Annotated in this window: 15 protein-coding genes and 1 riboswitch; of the genes, 8 read left to right on the top strand and 7 right to left on the bottom strand. The window is 64.4% G+C overall.

The genetic code is table 11. The features are described from left to right. Positions 1-19: 19 nt before the first annotated feature. From ACQHGV_RS08195 to ACQHGV_RS08170, 6 genes are all read right to left on the bottom strand, one after another. Positions 20-337, bottom strand: a complete 318-nt coding sequence (locus tag ACQHGV_RS08195; protein WP_440977811.1) for a hypothetical protein — start codon at positions 335-337, stop codon at positions 20-22. A 198-nt stretch (positions 338-535) separates the two neighbouring features. Next, entirely contained in the window at positions 536-1,777 is a 1,242-nt protein-coding gene (locus ACQHGV_RS08190; protein WP_440977810.1) for an MFS transporter, read from the bottom strand. Continuing rightward, positions 1,774-2,319, bottom strand: coding sequence for a cytochrome b (locus tag ACQHGV_RS08185; protein WP_440977809.1), 546 nt, complete (start codon positions 2,317-2,319; stop codon positions 1,774-1,776). Before ACQHGV_RS08185 ends, ACQHGV_RS08190 begins: the two co-directional genes overlap by 4 nt. Next, complete coding sequence (locus tag ACQHGV_RS08180; RefSeq protein WP_440977808.1) at positions 2,316-3,737, bottom strand: efflux transporter outer membrane subunit; 1,422 nt, start codon at positions 3,735-3,737, stop codon at positions 2,316-2,318. The genes ACQHGV_RS08185 and ACQHGV_RS08180 overlap by 4 nt, the downstream gene beginning before the upstream one ends. Then, entirely contained in the window at positions 3,734-6,841 is a 3,108-nt protein-coding gene (locus ACQHGV_RS08175) for a multidrug efflux RND transporter permease subunit (protein WP_440977807.1), read from the bottom strand. Before ACQHGV_RS08175 ends, ACQHGV_RS08180 begins: the two co-directional genes overlap by 4 nt. A 3-nt stretch (positions 6,842-6,844) precedes the next feature. Continuing rightward, the gene (locus ACQHGV_RS08170; protein WP_440977806.1) at positions 6,845-7,927 is read right to left on the bottom strand and encodes an efflux RND transporter periplasmic adaptor subunit; all 1,083 of its coding nucleotides are present in this window, start codon (positions 7,925-7,927) and stop codon (positions 6,845-6,847) included. 176 nt (positions 7,928-8,103) lie between these two features. On the opposite strand from ACQHGV_RS08170, the gene ACQHGV_RS08165 reads away from it, so the two are divergent. The 8 genes from ACQHGV_RS08165 (at position 8,104) to ACQHGV_RS08130 (ending at position 14,213) form a co-directional block, all read left to right on the top strand. Further along, positions 8,104-8,781, top strand: coding sequence for a response regulator (locus ACQHGV_RS08165; RefSeq protein WP_294269412.1), 678 nt, complete (start codon positions 8,104-8,106; stop codon positions 8,779-8,781). Further along, positions 8,766-9,833: an ATP-binding protein gene (locus ACQHGV_RS08160; RefSeq protein WP_440977805.1), complete on the top strand. Its 1,068-nt coding sequence runs from the start codon at positions 8,766-8,768 to the stop codon at positions 9,831-9,833. The genes ACQHGV_RS08165 and ACQHGV_RS08160 overlap by 16 nt, the downstream gene beginning before the upstream one ends. 358 nt (positions 9,834-10,191) lie before the next feature. Further along, a riboswitch (yybP-ykoY riboswitch) is annotated at positions 10,192-10,375 on the top strand. Continuing rightward, the gene (locus tag ACQHGV_RS08155) at positions 10,340-10,954 is read left to right on the top strand and encodes a manganese efflux pump MntP (RefSeq protein ID WP_440977804.1); all 615 of its coding nucleotides are present in this window, start codon (positions 10,340-10,342) and stop codon (positions 10,952-10,954) included. It overlaps the preceding riboswitch by 36 nt. 293 nt (positions 10,955-11,247) lie before the next feature. Continuing rightward, entirely contained in the window at positions 11,248-11,850 is a 603-nt protein-coding gene (locus ACQHGV_RS08150) for a sigma-70 family RNA polymerase sigma factor (protein WP_440977803.1), read from the top strand. Further along, complete coding sequence (locus ACQHGV_RS08145) at positions 11,840-12,511, top strand: anti-sigma factor (protein WP_440977802.1); 672 nt, start codon at positions 11,840-11,842, stop codon at positions 12,509-12,511. The genes ACQHGV_RS08150 and ACQHGV_RS08145 overlap by 11 nt, the downstream gene beginning before the upstream one ends. 82 nt (positions 12,512-12,593) lie before the next feature. Then, positions 12,594-13,145: a fasciclin domain-containing protein gene (locus tag ACQHGV_RS08140; protein WP_440977801.1), complete on the top strand. Its 552-nt coding sequence runs from the start codon at positions 12,594-12,596 to the stop codon at positions 13,143-13,145. A gap of 108 nt (positions 13,146-13,253) precedes the next feature. Further along, complete coding sequence (locus ACQHGV_RS08135; protein ID WP_440977800.1) at positions 13,254-13,652, top strand: VOC family protein; 399 nt, start codon at positions 13,254-13,256, stop codon at positions 13,650-13,652. A 108-nt stretch (positions 13,653-13,760) separates the two neighbouring features. Beyond that, the gene (locus ACQHGV_RS08130; RefSeq protein WP_440977799.1) at positions 13,761-14,213 is read left to right on the top strand and encodes a hypothetical protein; all 453 of its coding nucleotides are present in this window, start codon (positions 13,761-13,763) and stop codon (positions 14,211-14,213) included. A 254-nt stretch (positions 14,214-14,467) separates the two neighbouring features. Here the strand turns inward: ACQHGV_RS08130 and ACQHGV_RS08125 are convergent. After that, positions 14,468-15,633, bottom strand: a protein-coding gene (locus ACQHGV_RS08125; protein WP_440977798.1) for an IS3 family transposase whose coding sequence is annotated in 2 segments (ribosomal slippage) — positions 14,468-15,381 and positions 15,381-15,633 — 1,167 coding nt in all. Because the reading frame shifts where the segments join, the coding sequence is not laid out codon by codon here. Positions 15,634-15,793: the final 160 nt, after the last annotated feature.

The raw sequence follows: 15,793 nt of genomic DNA, 5'->3' as shown, positions 1-15,793 counted from the left end.
GTTGCAGACAGTCGCACGGCTATAACAGCAGCAACTTGACGATGCCTGCACCGGCCAAAAGTACCAACGCGCATCCCCACCACGGAATGGGGATACCGTCGTCATATTCTCCGCGTTCGACATACAGGCGCACGTCTTGCCTCTGACGTGTGCCGTATACGTCGTCGCGACAGCGAATGTCCGCATCATCAAGATAGCGGTGCACAGCCTCGGGTGTGGCGTCGATTGGGAGTTCCCGCTGAAGCTCGCTCGCTACCCGTTCCACTTCAAGCCAATCGGTAGGCTCGCGTTCTTCGACAGCCAGGATTACCGCCAAGCGGCGCCGCAACTCGTCCATTTCCATCCGCACAGACTATTGGAGCAGGCGCTTGGCGCAATGGCAGCTAACCACCCATCTCCGCCGTTCCGAGTGGCCGAGCGGCTCGCTCAAGCAGCCAATCCACTTATATGAACGAGCGGCCGATTTTGGGAAGCGAGAAGGCGCGTGCGAACGACCGCTTCTGGGTCTCTCCGCATCGAGCTGACGAGGGATGCTTCAATCAGCGTTTCTCAGTTCAATAGAGAGGAACGCAGCCACGCTGGCCATCGTACCCAACACGCCAGTCAGGACGAAAAGCCAACGGACGCCGATCAACGCTCCAAGCGGTGCGGCGGCAAGCAGACCGACCGGCGCGGCCAGACCCATCAGCGTACCGAGCAGGCCCAGAGCCCGTCCCTGAAGCTGGTTGGGCACGGTGGTCTGGATCAGGGCGGTGAAGGGGGCATCGCCCAGGATGAAGGTAACGCCGCTCAACGCCCAGAAGAATGCCGCCAGCCAGAACAAGCCCGGCGGGACCAGCGCAGTCAGGGCCAATGTCGCGCAGGACAGGGTGAAGCCCCACAGGATCCACGACACCAGCCGCCGTGGCACGATGACCGCGACGATCACGCCGCCCGCGATCATGCCCGCCCCGCCCATGCTTTCGAGGATCGCGACCTCGGCCGGCCCACCGCCGAAATGCTGCTTCACCAGCAGCGGCAACAGCGTGAACGTTGGCATGATGACCAGCACCACGGCGGTCAGCAGCGCATAGATGCGCAGCAATTGTTTGCTCTGCCAGACGACGCCGATGCCCTCGCGAAACTCGGCCAATAGGCCGGTCGTGCCGTCGGAGGTGCAGTGTTGCGGGATCGTGAAGATCAAGAGTGGCGTGATGCCGAGCAGCGCCGTGCCGACGTCGATCCACAAAGCCATGCCGACCGGCATTACGGCGATCGCCAGGGCTCCCAGCGGCGCGGCCGCGACCGTCACAATGCCCATAAGCGTCTGATTCAGTCCGGCGGCACGCGGAAGGAAATGCTGCGGCACCAGCATCGCCTCGCTGGCCGCGGCGGCAGGCAACTGGAAGGCGGTGGCCGCGCTGCGAACGAACATCGCCATATAGATGTGCCACAGGGCGATATGGCCGCTCAGGAACAGGGCGATCAGGATCACGATGCACAAGGCCGAGATGAGGTCGGAGACGATCATCAGCATCCGGCGGCTGTAGCGGTCGGCGAATGTGCCTCCAACAGGCCCCAGCAGCGCCTGGGGGAGCAGCGCGGCCAGCCCGGCGGTTGCCAGCACACCCAGGTCGCCGGTCGTGTCGGTGATCCACCAGATCAACACGAACTGCGTCATCGCCGAGCCGATCAGCGACAGCGACTGTCCGGCAAAGATCGACCAGAAGCGCCACTGCCAGCCGGGACCGGGGTCCACGCCCGCTGAGCCCTGCTCCATCGGAATGGTCCGGCTCATAGCATCCGGCGCAGGACGTCGGCGGCCCGGCCTCGATCGAGGAAACGGTGCTTGAGAACGCCCATGACATGCAGCACGACCAGCGCCAGCAGGGTGTAGGCCAGCGTCTTGTGCGCCACAGCGAAGAGCGCGAAGGCGTGGTCGTTCCCCGGCAGGAGTTCGGGCAGGTCGGTGACGAAGAACGGCACGCCGTCGCTCTGCGTGAACGAGCTGGACATGGCATAGCCCATCAGCGGCACGACGATCGCCAGCGCCAGCATCGCATATTGAACCATGTTCGACAGGATGATCTCCCACGCCGCCAGTCCGGCGGGATGATGGGGCAGGGCGGAACCGCGACGCACGATCAGCGCGATGGCGCCAATCAAGAAGGCCAGCACGCCGAATTCCTTGTGGACGGGATACATCCATTCGAACTTGGCGGCGGTGCTGTCGGGCAGCGACGTCATCGTCCAGCCGAGCGCGATAAGCCCCAGGATCAGCGCGGCGCGCGTCCAATGGAGCAGTCGCATCGGCAGCGTGTAGCGGTCACGGCGGTTCATCGCAGCGTTCCCTGGGCTTCGGTATCGCCGCCGAGCGCGCGGTAGAGCGCGGCGGCGGCGGTCAGTTGATCGCGCCGAACGATCAGGGTGGTCTGGCGCGCGGCGTAGATTGCGCGCTGGGCGTCGAGCAATTCCAGGCGGCTGGTCTGCCCCGCGCGATAGGCGAGGTCGGTCAGCGTGGCGCGACGCTCCGCCTCGGTGACGACGGCACGCTGCTCGGTCAGCTGCTTTCCATAGGTTTGCTGCGCCGCAAGCCCGTCGGCGACTTCGCGGAAGCCCGTCTGGATCGCCTTTTCATAGGTGGCGACGGCGGTCGAGGTGCGCAGTCGGGCGAGGTCGAGATTGCCGTGCAGTTCGCCGCCAAGAAAGATCGGCAGGCTGATCGCGGGCGAATAGGACCAGGACCGGTTCGCCCCCCGGAACAGACTCTCGAGCGCCAGACTGGCGAAACCGAAAGCGGCGGTTAGCGACACGCGCGGGAAGAAGGCCGCACGCGCCGCGCCGATATCGGCATTAGCCGCGCGCAGGTCCTGCTCGGCCTGCGCGATGTCGGGGCGGCGGACCAGCAGGTCCGAGGGCGTTCCCGCCGCCAGCGCGGTGTGGATCGGCTGATCCATGAGCGGCGTGGGGGGCAACAGGTCGCTCGGCAGAGATGCGCCGACCGCGAGTGTCAGCGCATTGGTCGCCTGCGCCAGTTCGCGCTCGCGCTGTGCCAGATCGGCCTGCGCCTGCCGAACCAGCCCTTCAGCTTGAGCCAGATCGGCACCACTCGCCTGGCCTGCTTGCCTTCGCAGCCGGGTGATGTCGAACGAGGCGCGCCAGTCGGCCAGCGTCGAGCGGGTCAAGGCCAGTTGCTCGTCCGCCAGTCGCTCGTTCCAATAGGCATCGGCGACCGCGCCGATCACGGCCAGACGCACCGCGCGCCGGGCCTCGACCGTCGCGAGCCAGCGGTGGAAGGCCGCTTCGTTCATGGCGCGCAGGCGGCCGAACAGATCGATCTCGAAACTGGTCAGCGCGGCTTGTGCGCTGAACTGGCCGAACTCGAAACCGGTCGCTCCGCTTCCGGGGGATAGACCGACGCCCGCACCAGCGACACTCGAGGGCTGACGCTGTCGGGTATAACCCGCGTCGACATTGACGCCCGGCAGCGACTGGGCGCGTTGCACCCGTACCTGGGCTCGCGCCGCTTCGGCGTTCAATGCAGCGATACGCAGGTCACGATTGGCGTCGAGCGACAGTGCGATCAGGCTTTGCAGCCGGGGATCGCCGAACATACCGCGCCATTCGGGCAAGGCTTCGGTGCCGCTCGGCGCCGGATAGGCTTCGGCGACCGGCGGGGTCGGCAGGGCCAAGCGGGGCGTCATCGAACAGGCGGTGGTCGCCAGCAACAGGGTGAGTGGCAGGTATCGCATCGTCATGCCTCCTTCACCCGGCGTGCGCGCCAGCGCTCGGCCAACCCCACCACGACCACGAAGAAGGTCGGCACGAAGATCAGTGCCAGCACGGTGCCGGTGATCATCCCTCCGAACACGCCGGTCCCGATCGCATGCTGCGTTTCGGCGCTTGCACCTCCCGCCAGCATCAGCGGCACCACGCCCAGCGTGAAGGCCAGGCTGGTCATCACGATCGGGCGCAGGCGCACCCGCGCGGCTGTGATGGCGGCGTCGACCAGGCTGCTTCCCGCCTCGCGATATTGCTTGGCGAATTCGACGATCAGGATCGCGTTCTTGGCACTGAGGCCGATGATGGTGATCAGGCCGACCTTGAAGAAGATGTCGTTCGACATGCCCCGCAGCATCACCGCCGACACCGCGCCGATCAGGCCGAGCGGCACGACCAGCATCACCGCCATCGGGATCGACCAGCTTTCATAGAGCGCCGCCAGCACCAGGAAGACGACCAGCATCGACAGGGCAAGCAGCATCGGCGCCTGCGCCCCCGCCTCACGTTCCTGTCGCGACTGTCCGGTCCATTCGATGCCGAAGCCGGGCGGCAGTTCGGCGGCCAGCCGCTCCATCTCGCGCATCGCATCGCCGCTGGAAACCCCGGGCGCGGCGGTTCCGGTGATGCTGACGGAAGGGTAGCCATTATACGTGGAGAGCTGAAGCGGACTATTGCTCCATACCGGCGTGACCAACTCGGCCAGCGCGACGGTGCCCCCGGTCGCGTTCTTGACGCGAAGTTTCATGACGTCGTCCAGGTTCATGCGGTGCGCCGGCTCGGCCTGCACGATCACCTGCTGCAACCGGCCCTTGTTGGGGAAGTCGTTGACATAGCTACTGCCGAGCGCGGTGCCGATCATGTCGCTGATCGCGCTGAACGACACGCCGAGTGCACGCGCCTTGGCCCGGTCGATGTCGAGCCGAACGCTGGTCCCAGACGGCAGCCCCTCGGCATAGACGCCGGTCAGCTTGGGGCTGCGCCGGGCATAGGCGACCAGCATGTCGCGGGCGGTGAACAGCGCGTGGCGGCCCTTGCCCGACCGGTCCTCCAGCCGCAGCGCGAAGCCCGATGACGTGCCGAGTTCATCGATCGCGGGCGGCATGACGTTCATTACCAGTCCCTCATGCACGTCCCTGCCCATTGCGGCATCGGCGGCGGCGACTTCCTTGCGCACATCGGTGCCGTCGCGGTCCTTCCAGTCCTTCAGCATCGTATAGACCATCGCGGCATTGGGACCGGAGCCGGAGAAGCCGAAGCCCAGGATCGCCTCGGTGGTCTCGACGCCAGGGCGAGTGGCCATGTGCCTCTCGAGCGTCTTGACCGCCGTCAGCGTGCGGGAGGCGGTGGCATCGGCGGGCAGCTGAAAGCTGGTCATGAAATAGCCCTGATCCTCCTCGGGCATGAAGGACGACGGCAGGTTGACGAAGGCGACGGCGAGCATCCCGATGATGGCGACGAAGACCAGCATCATCCGCCCGCTCGCCTTCAGGAGCGTCGCGACCCAGCCCTGATAGCTGCGCGTGGCGCGGTCGAACTGACGATCAAACCAGGTGAAAAATCGGTTCTTGGGTCGTTCAGCGTCCAGCGGCTTGAGCAGCGTCGCGCACAGAGCCGGGGTAAGGGTAAGGGCGAGGAAGGCGGAGAATAGGATGGACACGGCCATCGCCATCGAAAACTGGCGATAGATGGTGCCGACCGACCCGGCCGCCAGCGCCATGGGAATGAACACCGCTGAGAGGACCAGCGTGATGCCGATGATCGCAGGGGTGATTTCCTGCATCGCCTTGCGCGTGGCGTCGGCGGGAGAGAGCCTTTCCTCGTGCATCAGCCGCTCGACATTCTCGACGACGACGATGGCGTCGTCGACGATGATGCCGATCGCCAGCACCATGCCGAACATGGTCAGCACGTTGATCGAATAACCGCTCGCCAGCATGACCGCGATCGTGCCGAGCAGCGCGATCGGCGCGACGATCGCAGGGATCAGCGTGTAGCGGACCTTTTGCAGGAACAGGTACATGACGAGGAAGACCAGCAGCATCGCCTCGGCCAGGGTGTGCAGAACCTTCTCGATCGAGATTTGGACGAACGGCGCGGTGTCGAACGGCGCGGACCAGCTCATCCCCGACGGTAGCGCGCGGGCCAGCTCGGTCATCCGTGCGCGTACCGCCTTCGACGCCGCGACGGCGTTGGCACCGGGCGTGAGCTGGATTCCGACCGAAGCCGCCGCCTTGCCGTTCTCGCGCGTGTCGTTGCCGAAGCTCTGTCGCCCGAGCTCGATGCGGGCGACCTTGTCCAGCGTCACCGACGACCCGTCGCTATTGGCCTTCAGGATGATACCGGCGAAATCCTCGGGCGTCTTGAGCTGTCCGTCGGCGGTCAGCGGGACCAGCACGCGCTGGCCATTGGCGGTCGGTTCGGCGCCAAGCGAGCCGGGGGCGATCTGGACATTCTGTTCGGCGATCGCCGCAGTCACGTCGGTTGCGGTCAGGCCATATCCTGCCAGCTTGGCCGGATCGATCCAGATGCGCATCGCGCGTTCGGCCGAAAAGTTCTGGACGCGCCCGACACCGGGAATGCGCTTCAACTCGTCGACGATGTTGCGGGTCATGTAATCGGCCAGTTCGACCTCATCCTGACGCCCGTCCGACAACAGGCTGACGATCATCAGAAAGCCAGAGGAGGCGGACTCGACCGTGACGCCGGTCTGGCGCACCACCTGCGGCAGGCGGGGCTCGATCGTCTTCAGCCGGTTCTGCACATCGACCTGCGCCATTTCCGGGTCGGTGCCGGGACGGAAGGTCGCGGTGATCGTCGCCGAACCCGAGGTGTCGGCCGAACTTTCAAAATAGAGCAGGTTCTTCACGCTCGACAGCTCGCGCTGCACCAGCGAGACGACGCTGTCGTTCAGCGTCTGCGGCGTGGCGCCGGGGTAGGTGGCGAAGATGCTGACCGTCGGCGGCGCGACGCTGGGGAAGCGGGCGACCGGCATTTGCGGGATGGCGATGACGCCCATCAGGACGATCGCGATGGCGATCACCCAGGCGAAGATCGGGCGGTTGATGAAGAATTGCGCCACGGCTCAGCTCGCCGCCCCGCCACGCCAGGGGCGTTGGTTGACCGGGGTGCCGGGCTGGACGCGGTCCTGCCCCTCGACGATCACGGTCTCGCCCGCGCGCAGCCCCGATTGGATGATATAGCGGCCATCGACCAACGGGCCGAGCGTGACGCGGCGCAGATGCACCCGGTCCTGTCCACCGACCACACTGACCTGCGCCGAGCCGTCACCCGCGCGGGTCACGGCCTGTTGCGGCACGGTCAGCGCGGCGGCCATTCTGGGACGCGGCAGGCGAGCGCGGACGAACATGCCGGGCAGGAGGCGCTCGCCGGGATTGGGCACCTCGACCCGGACCAGCACATCGCCAGTGCCCGGATCGACGGCGATCCCGGAAAACAGGATGCGCCCCTGCACCGGATGGTGCCGTCCCGAAGGGGTGAGGATCTCGACCGGCCCAGCCGCCGCACTCTGCGCGCGCAATTCGGCATAGCGTTCGGCCGGTTGCCGGACATCCACATAGACCCGGTCGATCTGCTGGATCGTCGCCAGCGGGGTAGCATCGGCCGCCGTCACCAGCGCGCCCTCGGTGACATTGGCCGATCCGATGCGTCCGGCGATCGGTGCGGTGACGCGCGAAAAGTCCAGGTCGATCCGGCGGCGGCGAAGGGTGGCGCGCGCTTCGGCCAGTTCGGCGGCCGCCTGCTCGCGTGCGGCAACGGCATCGTCATAGCTTTGGCGGCTTATCGCATCGGCGGCGACCAGCGGCTTCAGACGATCGGCCTGGGCGCGGGCGCGGGCATAGGCGGCGCTGGCCTTTTGCACGGTTGCCTGCGCGGTGTCGGCATCGGCGCGATAGGGGGCGGGGCTGATCTGGAACAGCATCTGCCCGGCGCGCACCGTCGCGCCCTGCTCGAACAGGCGACGCTGGATGATGCCGCCGACCTGCGGGCGGATTTCCGCTGTACGAAATGCCACGACACGACCGGGCAACTCATCAGCGGCGGTGACTTCGGTCGGCGCGACACGCATGGTCAGCACCGTAACCGGGTCCGCCGGGGCGGCGGGGGCTTCGGCGGAGCAGCCGCTGAGCGAGGCCGTCATCACCATGACGATCGGCAGGGCGGGGAGCGCGCGGCAAGAAAGAGATCGACCCATCATGCCGCCACCTATCCGTGCGGGTCGTTGCGCCTGCGTCGAGATTGTGTGGAGGCTTTGTGGAGGCGGGCTGGCGGCGTGCGCTGCGCCGCTGATAGGAACGGCGTTATGCTCAATGGACTCGCCGCATGAACCCGCTCGTCCTGATCGCCGAGGATGATCGCGATATCGCCGAAATCGTCCGCGCCTATCTGGAGCGCGAAGGGTTTCGAACCGTCCATGCCGGTGACGGGCGCACCGCGCTCGACCTGCATCTCGCGTTGAAGCCCGACATCCTGCTGCTCGATATCTCGATGCCGCTGGTCGACGGCTGGGGCGTGCTCTCCGAAATACGGCGGCGGGGCCATACGCCCGTCGTCGTCACCACCGCGCTGGACCAGGACATCGACAAGCTCCAGGCGCTGCGCATCGGGGCTGACGATTATGTCGTCAAGCCGTTCAACCCGGTCGAGGTGGTGGCGCGGGTCAAGGCGGTGTTGCGGCGCGCGGGCGGCGACGGGGCGAACGGCGTGCTGCGTGTCGGCCCGGTCGAGATCGACACGACCGCGCACATGGTCCGCACGGAAAGCGGCGACGTGGCGCTGACCCTGACTGAGTTCCGCCTGCTCGCCCATATGGCCCGCACGCCGAGCCGGGTGTTCAGCCGCAGCGAACTGCTCGACGCCTGCCTGCCCGGATCGGATGCCCTCGACCGAACGGTCGACAGTCATGTCAGCAAGCTGCGCCGCAAACTGGATCAGGCAGGCGTGCCCGATATGCCCGAAGGCGTTCGAGGTGTCGGATACCGGCTGTGGTCGCGCGGATGAGGAACCGGAACAGCCTGACCCGGCAATTGTCGATCGCGATGGCGGCGCTGGCCTTCGTCGCGGTCGCGGTCAGCACGGCCGCTTTTTACATCGTCTATGCCGTGCTGGAGCGGCTCCGTATCGTTGCGCCGCTGCCGCCTGGGGTGGCGGACACCACGGGTCTGGATGTCGGCATCACCCTCGCGGCCTGCGTCGTCGGGGTGGCGCTGGCGCTGGCAGTTGCGATCCGGCTGGCGCGGCGTATTGTGCAGCCGCTCGGCGCAGTGGGCGAGGCGGCGCGTCGGATCGCCGACGGCGACCTGACTACCCGCATCGCGCCGGTACGCACCGCGCATGGCGAGGCGGCGCTGCTGATCGCCGATTTCAACGCCATGGCCGACCGGCTGCAACGCATGTCGGACGATGTGAAGCTGTGGAATGCCCAGATCGCGCACGAATTGCGCACCCCCCTGACCATATTGCGCGGGCGGCTGCAAGGCGCGAAGGACGGCGTCTTTCCGCTTGATGACGCACTGGTCGTCGGCCTGATGAAACAGGTCGAGGGCCTGACCCGGCTGGTCGAGGATCTGCGCAGCGTCAGCCTGGCTGAGAGCGGGCGACTGGAGCTGGTGATCGGGGACGTCGATCTGGCTGCCGAGTTGGAGGATATGCGACCGATCCTGTCATCCATGCTGTCGCCAGCGGGTTTCGAACTGGAAATGACGTTGGAGGCTGGCGTCGTCCGGGCCGATGCGGCGCGTATCCGACAGGCGGTGGTCGCCCTCGTCGACAATGCGCGTCGCCATGCGTCGCCTTGTACTTTGCGGCTCGCGGTTGAATTCACGAGGAGTGAGGTGGTCATCACCGTTGCGGACAAAGGGCCGGGGTTGCCACCCGAGTTTGAGAGAAGCGCTTTTCACCAATTTGCACGCGGTACAAAGAACTCCGGGGGATCGGGACTGGGCCTTTCCGTCGTTCAGGCTATCGCCCGTGCACATGGCGGAGATGCCAACTATCAAAGAACCAACGACCGATCTCTATTTCGTATTCTCTTGCCGATGCCAAAAGGCTGACAGGGACTGATCGCGTTGCAGCCAGCGCAGGGAAGGCGCTTGCACTGCACATCCGGGTTCGGAGCCAAACCTGAATGAACGTCAGAAGTTGGGGGGCGCTCTACGCCGCCTGAACGTTCGGGAATGGGTCGTCGTTGCGGTGGGGCGGGATGGCTGCTTCCGCCCAACTCGCCCCGTAGACATCTGCGTGAGCAGCGCGACTTCCTCTGAAGCCCGATTTGCAAGGTTCGCAACGATCGATACGTTTTGCAACGCCCGTCAATCTCGCGATCCCCCCCAATAAGGCGAAGAGGACGTGCCGTCCTCGATCAATCGGATCAAATTGATCGCATTTATCATCTGGTGGCAACGGAAATCACCAGATATTGGGCTTCGTCCTTGGGGAGTAGCTACCCGCAGTAGTGGGGTTGCCGTCAACATCCTTGAGCCATCGGCTCGTGGCGGCAGCAGCAGGTTCGTCCTGCCCGGCGAGACCAATGATGCAGCACTCCGCTTTGTGGCCACGGGTGCATGCATCGTTTGGTTTGCTGGCCCTGAGTGATGACGTGATGCCCGGAATAATGACGCTTGGCGCTTTGGGCGCAAGCCTGTCTGTCGATGCCTTCGCTGCGGCGTTGGGCAAAGGGGCGACCGAAGGACGAGCCCGCCTTCGCGATGCCGTTAAAGTCGGCATCGTGTTCGGCTTTTTCGAAGCTCTGACGCCCGCGCTAGGCTGGCTGCTTGGCTTTGCGCTAAATGATTGGATTGCCGATTACGACCATTGGGTCGCGTTCACGCTACTGTTTGCCGTTGGTGCATATACGATCCGGGAAGCCTGGACGAGTGAAGGCGATGCGGCCCAAATTGACAGCGAGACTAAGCCCAGCATGCTGCGGCTTGCTGCGACAGCAATCGCAACGAGCGTCGACGCGGCGGCCGTCGGTGTGACCCTTGCCCTTATGGACGTCAACATTTGGGCTGCCTGCATGGTCATTGGTGGAACGACGACGTTGATGGCGACCATCGGCGTTATGCTGGGCAAGCATATTGGGCCCTACCTGGGTCGGTACGCTGGCATCCTAGGCGGCTTTGTCCTGATCATCATCGGCGGACTGATCCTGGCTCAGCACCTGTCATCTTAAACGCTAGTAAGCTGAGCTCCGGTAGTAACGCTCAATCTGGACCTTGATACGCCAACCATCTGCGGCGCCCATATCGCTGAGCTGGGCTCTACTGCTTCAAAAATCGACATGAACGAATGGCTGACTTTGGGAAGCGGGGGAGGTGGTGTGAATGACCGGTTCTGGGTCACCCTGCTACCCGACCGGTTGGGATACGCGGCGTTTTGGTTTGGCGTCGACGGGCGTCAGCACAAATGCGAATGACGTCGCGCACGATCAGACCCCGAACCGCATCCCCGTTCGGACCCGCCCCGTTGCGTGCCGATGAGCGCTTCGGTATCCCGTCAACGGTGACAATGAACCAACCTGACGCTCGGCAGGAGCTTGTCAAAGCCCTGATCGCCACCGGGCGCGAGGATCGTGTCGCCTTCCGCCAACTTTATGCCCTCACGTCCGCGAAGCTTTTCGGTATCTGCCTTCGTATATGTCGCGAGCGCCAAGCGGCGGAGGACGTTCTGCAAGAGGTCTACGCGATCATCTGGCGGCGCGCCGGTGCCTATGAGCCGGGGCAGACCAGTCCATTCGCCTGGCTGGCCACGATAGCCCGCAACCGGGCCATCGATTATCACCGCGCCCTGGGTCGGCGCCCGACCGCGCCGCTAGACAATGTCGCCGAACCCGCGGCTTCGGAGCGCCTGGCACTGGAAAGCATGCTGCTGGACGAAGAGGAGCGCAAACTTCACGGCTGCATGGACCGCCTGAGCGAAACGCAGCGCGACGCCATCCGGACGGCCTTTTTCGAAGGCATTACCTATGCCGAGCTTGCCGATGTCCGCGGGGTTCCGACGAGCACCATGAAGAGCCGGATTCGGCGTGGCCTCGAACGGCTCAAGGAGTGTCTCGACGATGACATCTGACGAGACCGATCTGACTGCCGCCGAACTGGCACTTGGGGTCCTTGATGGCGACGAGCGCACCGCTGCAATGCGCCGGGCGTTGGACGATCCCGCTTTTGCGCGCAGCGTCGCCTGGTGGAGGCGGCATCTGGCTGCCTTGTATATTGAGGTCGAGCCGATCGCGCCGAGCGCCGATCTGGAACGCCGGATCCTGGCGTTCGGCGACAACGACAATCACCGTACGGCACCCTGGCGAGCGATTGCCGGTTTGGCCGGTCTGGCGGCCGCGATCCTGCTGACGGTCGTGGTAATCCGTCCCGATACGCCAGCCGCTGCACCGCGTGCCGCCAAGCCTGCTCCCTTGCTCTTCGCCGTCCTCACCCCCGAGCGTGCCGCGCCGATCACGGCGTTCTTTGATCCAGCGACTCGCACGTTGAAGCTGCGTGACGCGCCGTCCGTGAAGAGCGGGCAGGACGCACAGCTATGGGCGATCGGGGGCGACGGCGTTCCCCACGCAGCAGGTCTGCTCCGTCATGAAGGCGGGGCTCCCCTGAAGATCGCTCCGCAGGTCACGGTCGTTCCCGGGACCACCTTGGCGATATCCATCGAGCCGCTAGGGGGATCGCCCAAATCAACACCGACGGGGCCGGTGGTGGCTGCGGGTAAGCTTGCCGAAATTTAAGGAGGTGCGTTGCGTCACTGCGTCCAACGGGCTGTTGGCGACGTAATCCGAAAGCCGCGCTTCATGCGGCTGGAGAGATCTGATGACCCTGATGATCCGTGGTGCGATGATGGCTGTCGCGCTCACCGTCGGCGCTGTCGCCGATGCTGCCCCGCGCAACCCGATGGTCGGCGGTGCGGCGATGTACCCCACCAAGACGATCGTGGAGAACGCCTCGCAGTCGAAGGACCATACCACCTTGGTCGCCGCGGTGAAGGCGGCCGGCCTCGTCGACACGCTTTCCGGCCCGGGCCCGTTCACCGTGTTCGCGCCGACCAATGCGGCGTTTGCAAAACTGCCCGCTGGCACCGTCGACACCTTGGTGCAGCCCGAGAACAAGGATAAGTTGACGTCGATCCTCACCTATCACGTCATACCCGGCCGGATCACCGCCCGGGATATTGCCGCCAAGGCAAAGGCCAATGGCGGGACGGCGACCTACATCACCGTTCAGGGCGAGCCGATCATGTTCAAGAAGGCGATGGGCGGCTGGGCCATCATGGACGGCAAGGGCGATACCGGCCGCATCACCACCGCCGATGTCATGCAGTCGAACGGCGTCGTGTATGTTATCGATACGGTGATGATGCCATAAACGAGGGCGGATCATGACATGGGATGGGGCGGCAGGTGGTCGCTCTATCCACGCGACGGTGGGGCAGTCTGTTGCGCAGGCCCCTGGCACCCCGGTAGGAGACGATACGTGCTGTTTCACACGATGATTGGTTCGAACGACATTGAACGGTCGAAGCGCTTTTACGATACTGTGCTGGGAACGCTCGGCATCGGGGAGCCGATGCGGAACGTGGCCGATAGCGGCCACACCCGCCTGATCTATCGGGGCGAGAGCGGAACCGCCTTCATCGTCACGCAGCCGATCAATGATGAACCGGCGACCGTTTCGAACGGCGGCACGGTCGCCTTCCAGTGCGACTCGCCCGAGCAGGTCGAGAAATTCCACGACGTCGCCGTGGCAGCCGGGGGTACGTCTATCGAAGCGCCACCCGGTCCTCGTCATACGGCATCCATGGGAACGATCGAACTGGCCTATGTCCGTGATCCGGACGGCAACAAGCTTTGCGGCATTCATTTTCCGGGGTGACCCGATAGGGCATGGGGCTTGCCACGAATGGCGACGGCAAGCCCATGTCCCAGCAGATCCTCCCTTTCCTAGGCAAGGAAATCGCCATGACACGTGAAAACATGCCCGATGTTTTCTAAGCGATATTCCAATTCGCAGCGCGTTGGATTTGCCCGGCTGGTCGAAGACCATGTTCATATCGAGTCGAGCATCTCGACCCTGTTGAACGATTTGAAGGAAGAGCCTGCATCGCCTCACGACATCTCAGTACAGCTCGATGCCCTGGCCATCGTCATCCGCAAGCATCTGCGTGAAGAGTCCGATGTCATCCAGCATACACGCCTGGAAATATTACCCGATCCATGGCGAGAGACCTGGGTCGAGGGTGAGGCCGCTCTTCTACAGCTCAAGGCCGATTGGAGTGATTTCCTGGACCATTGGATCGAAAACCGTATCGCCAACGATATGCCGGGGTTTTCCGCCGCTGCAAATTCGATCCTGGCCCGATTGAGCGATCGCGTCAAAACAGAAATAGAATGCTTTTATAAAACTGCCCTGTCGTCAGGTAGTATCGACTGCTAATTTCTAGATCATTGAAACCGGTGTCGATTTGTCGATCATTGACTTAATAATTCTTGCTTCGCTCGCGGCTGTCGTCGGACTGGCGACGGTCCACTACCACGCCGTCGATAACGGGATCTTATCGCTGTCACGTTCGCTGATCGCTACCGTTCATAGTGATGTGCTCCCCAAGGCTCTATAACTCAAAACGGGGGCTGAAGCTGGTGTGATCTTCCCCTTGGTGGCGTTGCACGACCTGACGTGACCCCAGTCTTTCACCCAGCTGCGACCAGAGACCGACCGGTGTTGTTGCGCATGAGCGCAGTTGAAGCAACGGGCGGGGTTAACCCCGCCCGTTGCTGTTCGAGCTCGGCAGCGAACGCAGCCGGGGTAGCGTAGCCCAGCGACGAGTGCGGCCGCTCGGTGTTGTAGTCGTCGACCCAGCGCGCCAGGATCGAGCGGGCTTGGCCGATGGTGAAGAACAGCGTCTCGTTGAGCAACTCGTCGCGCATGCGACCATTGAAGCTCTCGGCAAACCCGTTCTGGGTCGGCTTGCCCGGCGCAATGTAATGCCACTCGATGTCCATGTTGCCGGACCAGGCAAGCACCGCGTTCGAGGTGAGTTCGGTCCCGTTGTCGCTGACGATCATCGTCGGTTTGCCGCGTTCGGCGACCAGATCGGTCAACTCGCGCACGACCCGCCGGCCCGAAATCGACGTGTCCACCACCGCCCGGAGGCACTCGCGTGTGACGTCGTCGACGATGTTGAGCACGCGGAACCGTCGGCCAGTGACGAGCTGGTCGTGCACGAAGTCCAGGCTCCAGCGCTGGTTGGGAAGCGCCAGCACCGGCGCGGGCGCCCGTGTGCCAACCGCGCGTCTTCGTCCCTTCCGGCGCCTGACCGTCAGCCCTTCCTCGCGGTAGAGTCGCTGGGTCTTCTTGCGGTTGATCGTGATGCCGTCCCGGCGCAGCAGGATGTGCAGCCGTCGATAGCCGAACCGCCGACGCTGCTGCGCCAGCTCACGCAAACGCGACCGCAGGTCGCCATCATCTGCCCGGCACGAGCGATACCGCATGCTCGTGCGATCCGCTCCGACAACTGCGCATGCCCGCCGCTCGCTCATCCCCAACGTCGCCTGGAGATGGGCGACCGCTTGTCGCTTCGCGGCGGGCGTCACCACTTTTTTGACAGCAGGTCTTTCAACCCCGCGTTGTCCAGCATCGTGTCCGCAAGAAGCCGTTTGAGCCGGGCATTCTCCTCTTCCAGCGACCGCAGGCGCTTTGCGTCGGACACCTCCAGGCCGCCGAACTTCGCCTTCCACGCATAGTACGTCGCGCTCGACATCCCGTGCTTGCGGCACAGCTCCGTCACCACCGCACCCGCCTCGGCCTCCTTCAGGATGCCGATGATCTGCTCTTCCGAAAACTGCTTCCGCTTCATTCCGTCCGTCCCTTCAAGGGCCGGTCTCTACTTCCAGATGGATGAAGAAACGGGGGTCACGTCAGACCTGCTTGGCAACCTGTGCAGTTATCAGGCAATGATTAACGAGCGTCCGCTTCCGGGGGACTGCCGCATTCGTCCGAATGACCGGTTGTGGGTC

The organism is Sphingomonas pseudosanguinis (assembly GCF_052056765.1).
Classification (GTDB): domain Bacteria; phylum Pseudomonadota; class Alphaproteobacteria; order Sphingomonadales; family Sphingomonadaceae; genus Sphingomonas; species Sphingomonas pseudosanguinis.
This window is presented reverse-complemented; position numbering and strand designations above follow the sequence as displayed.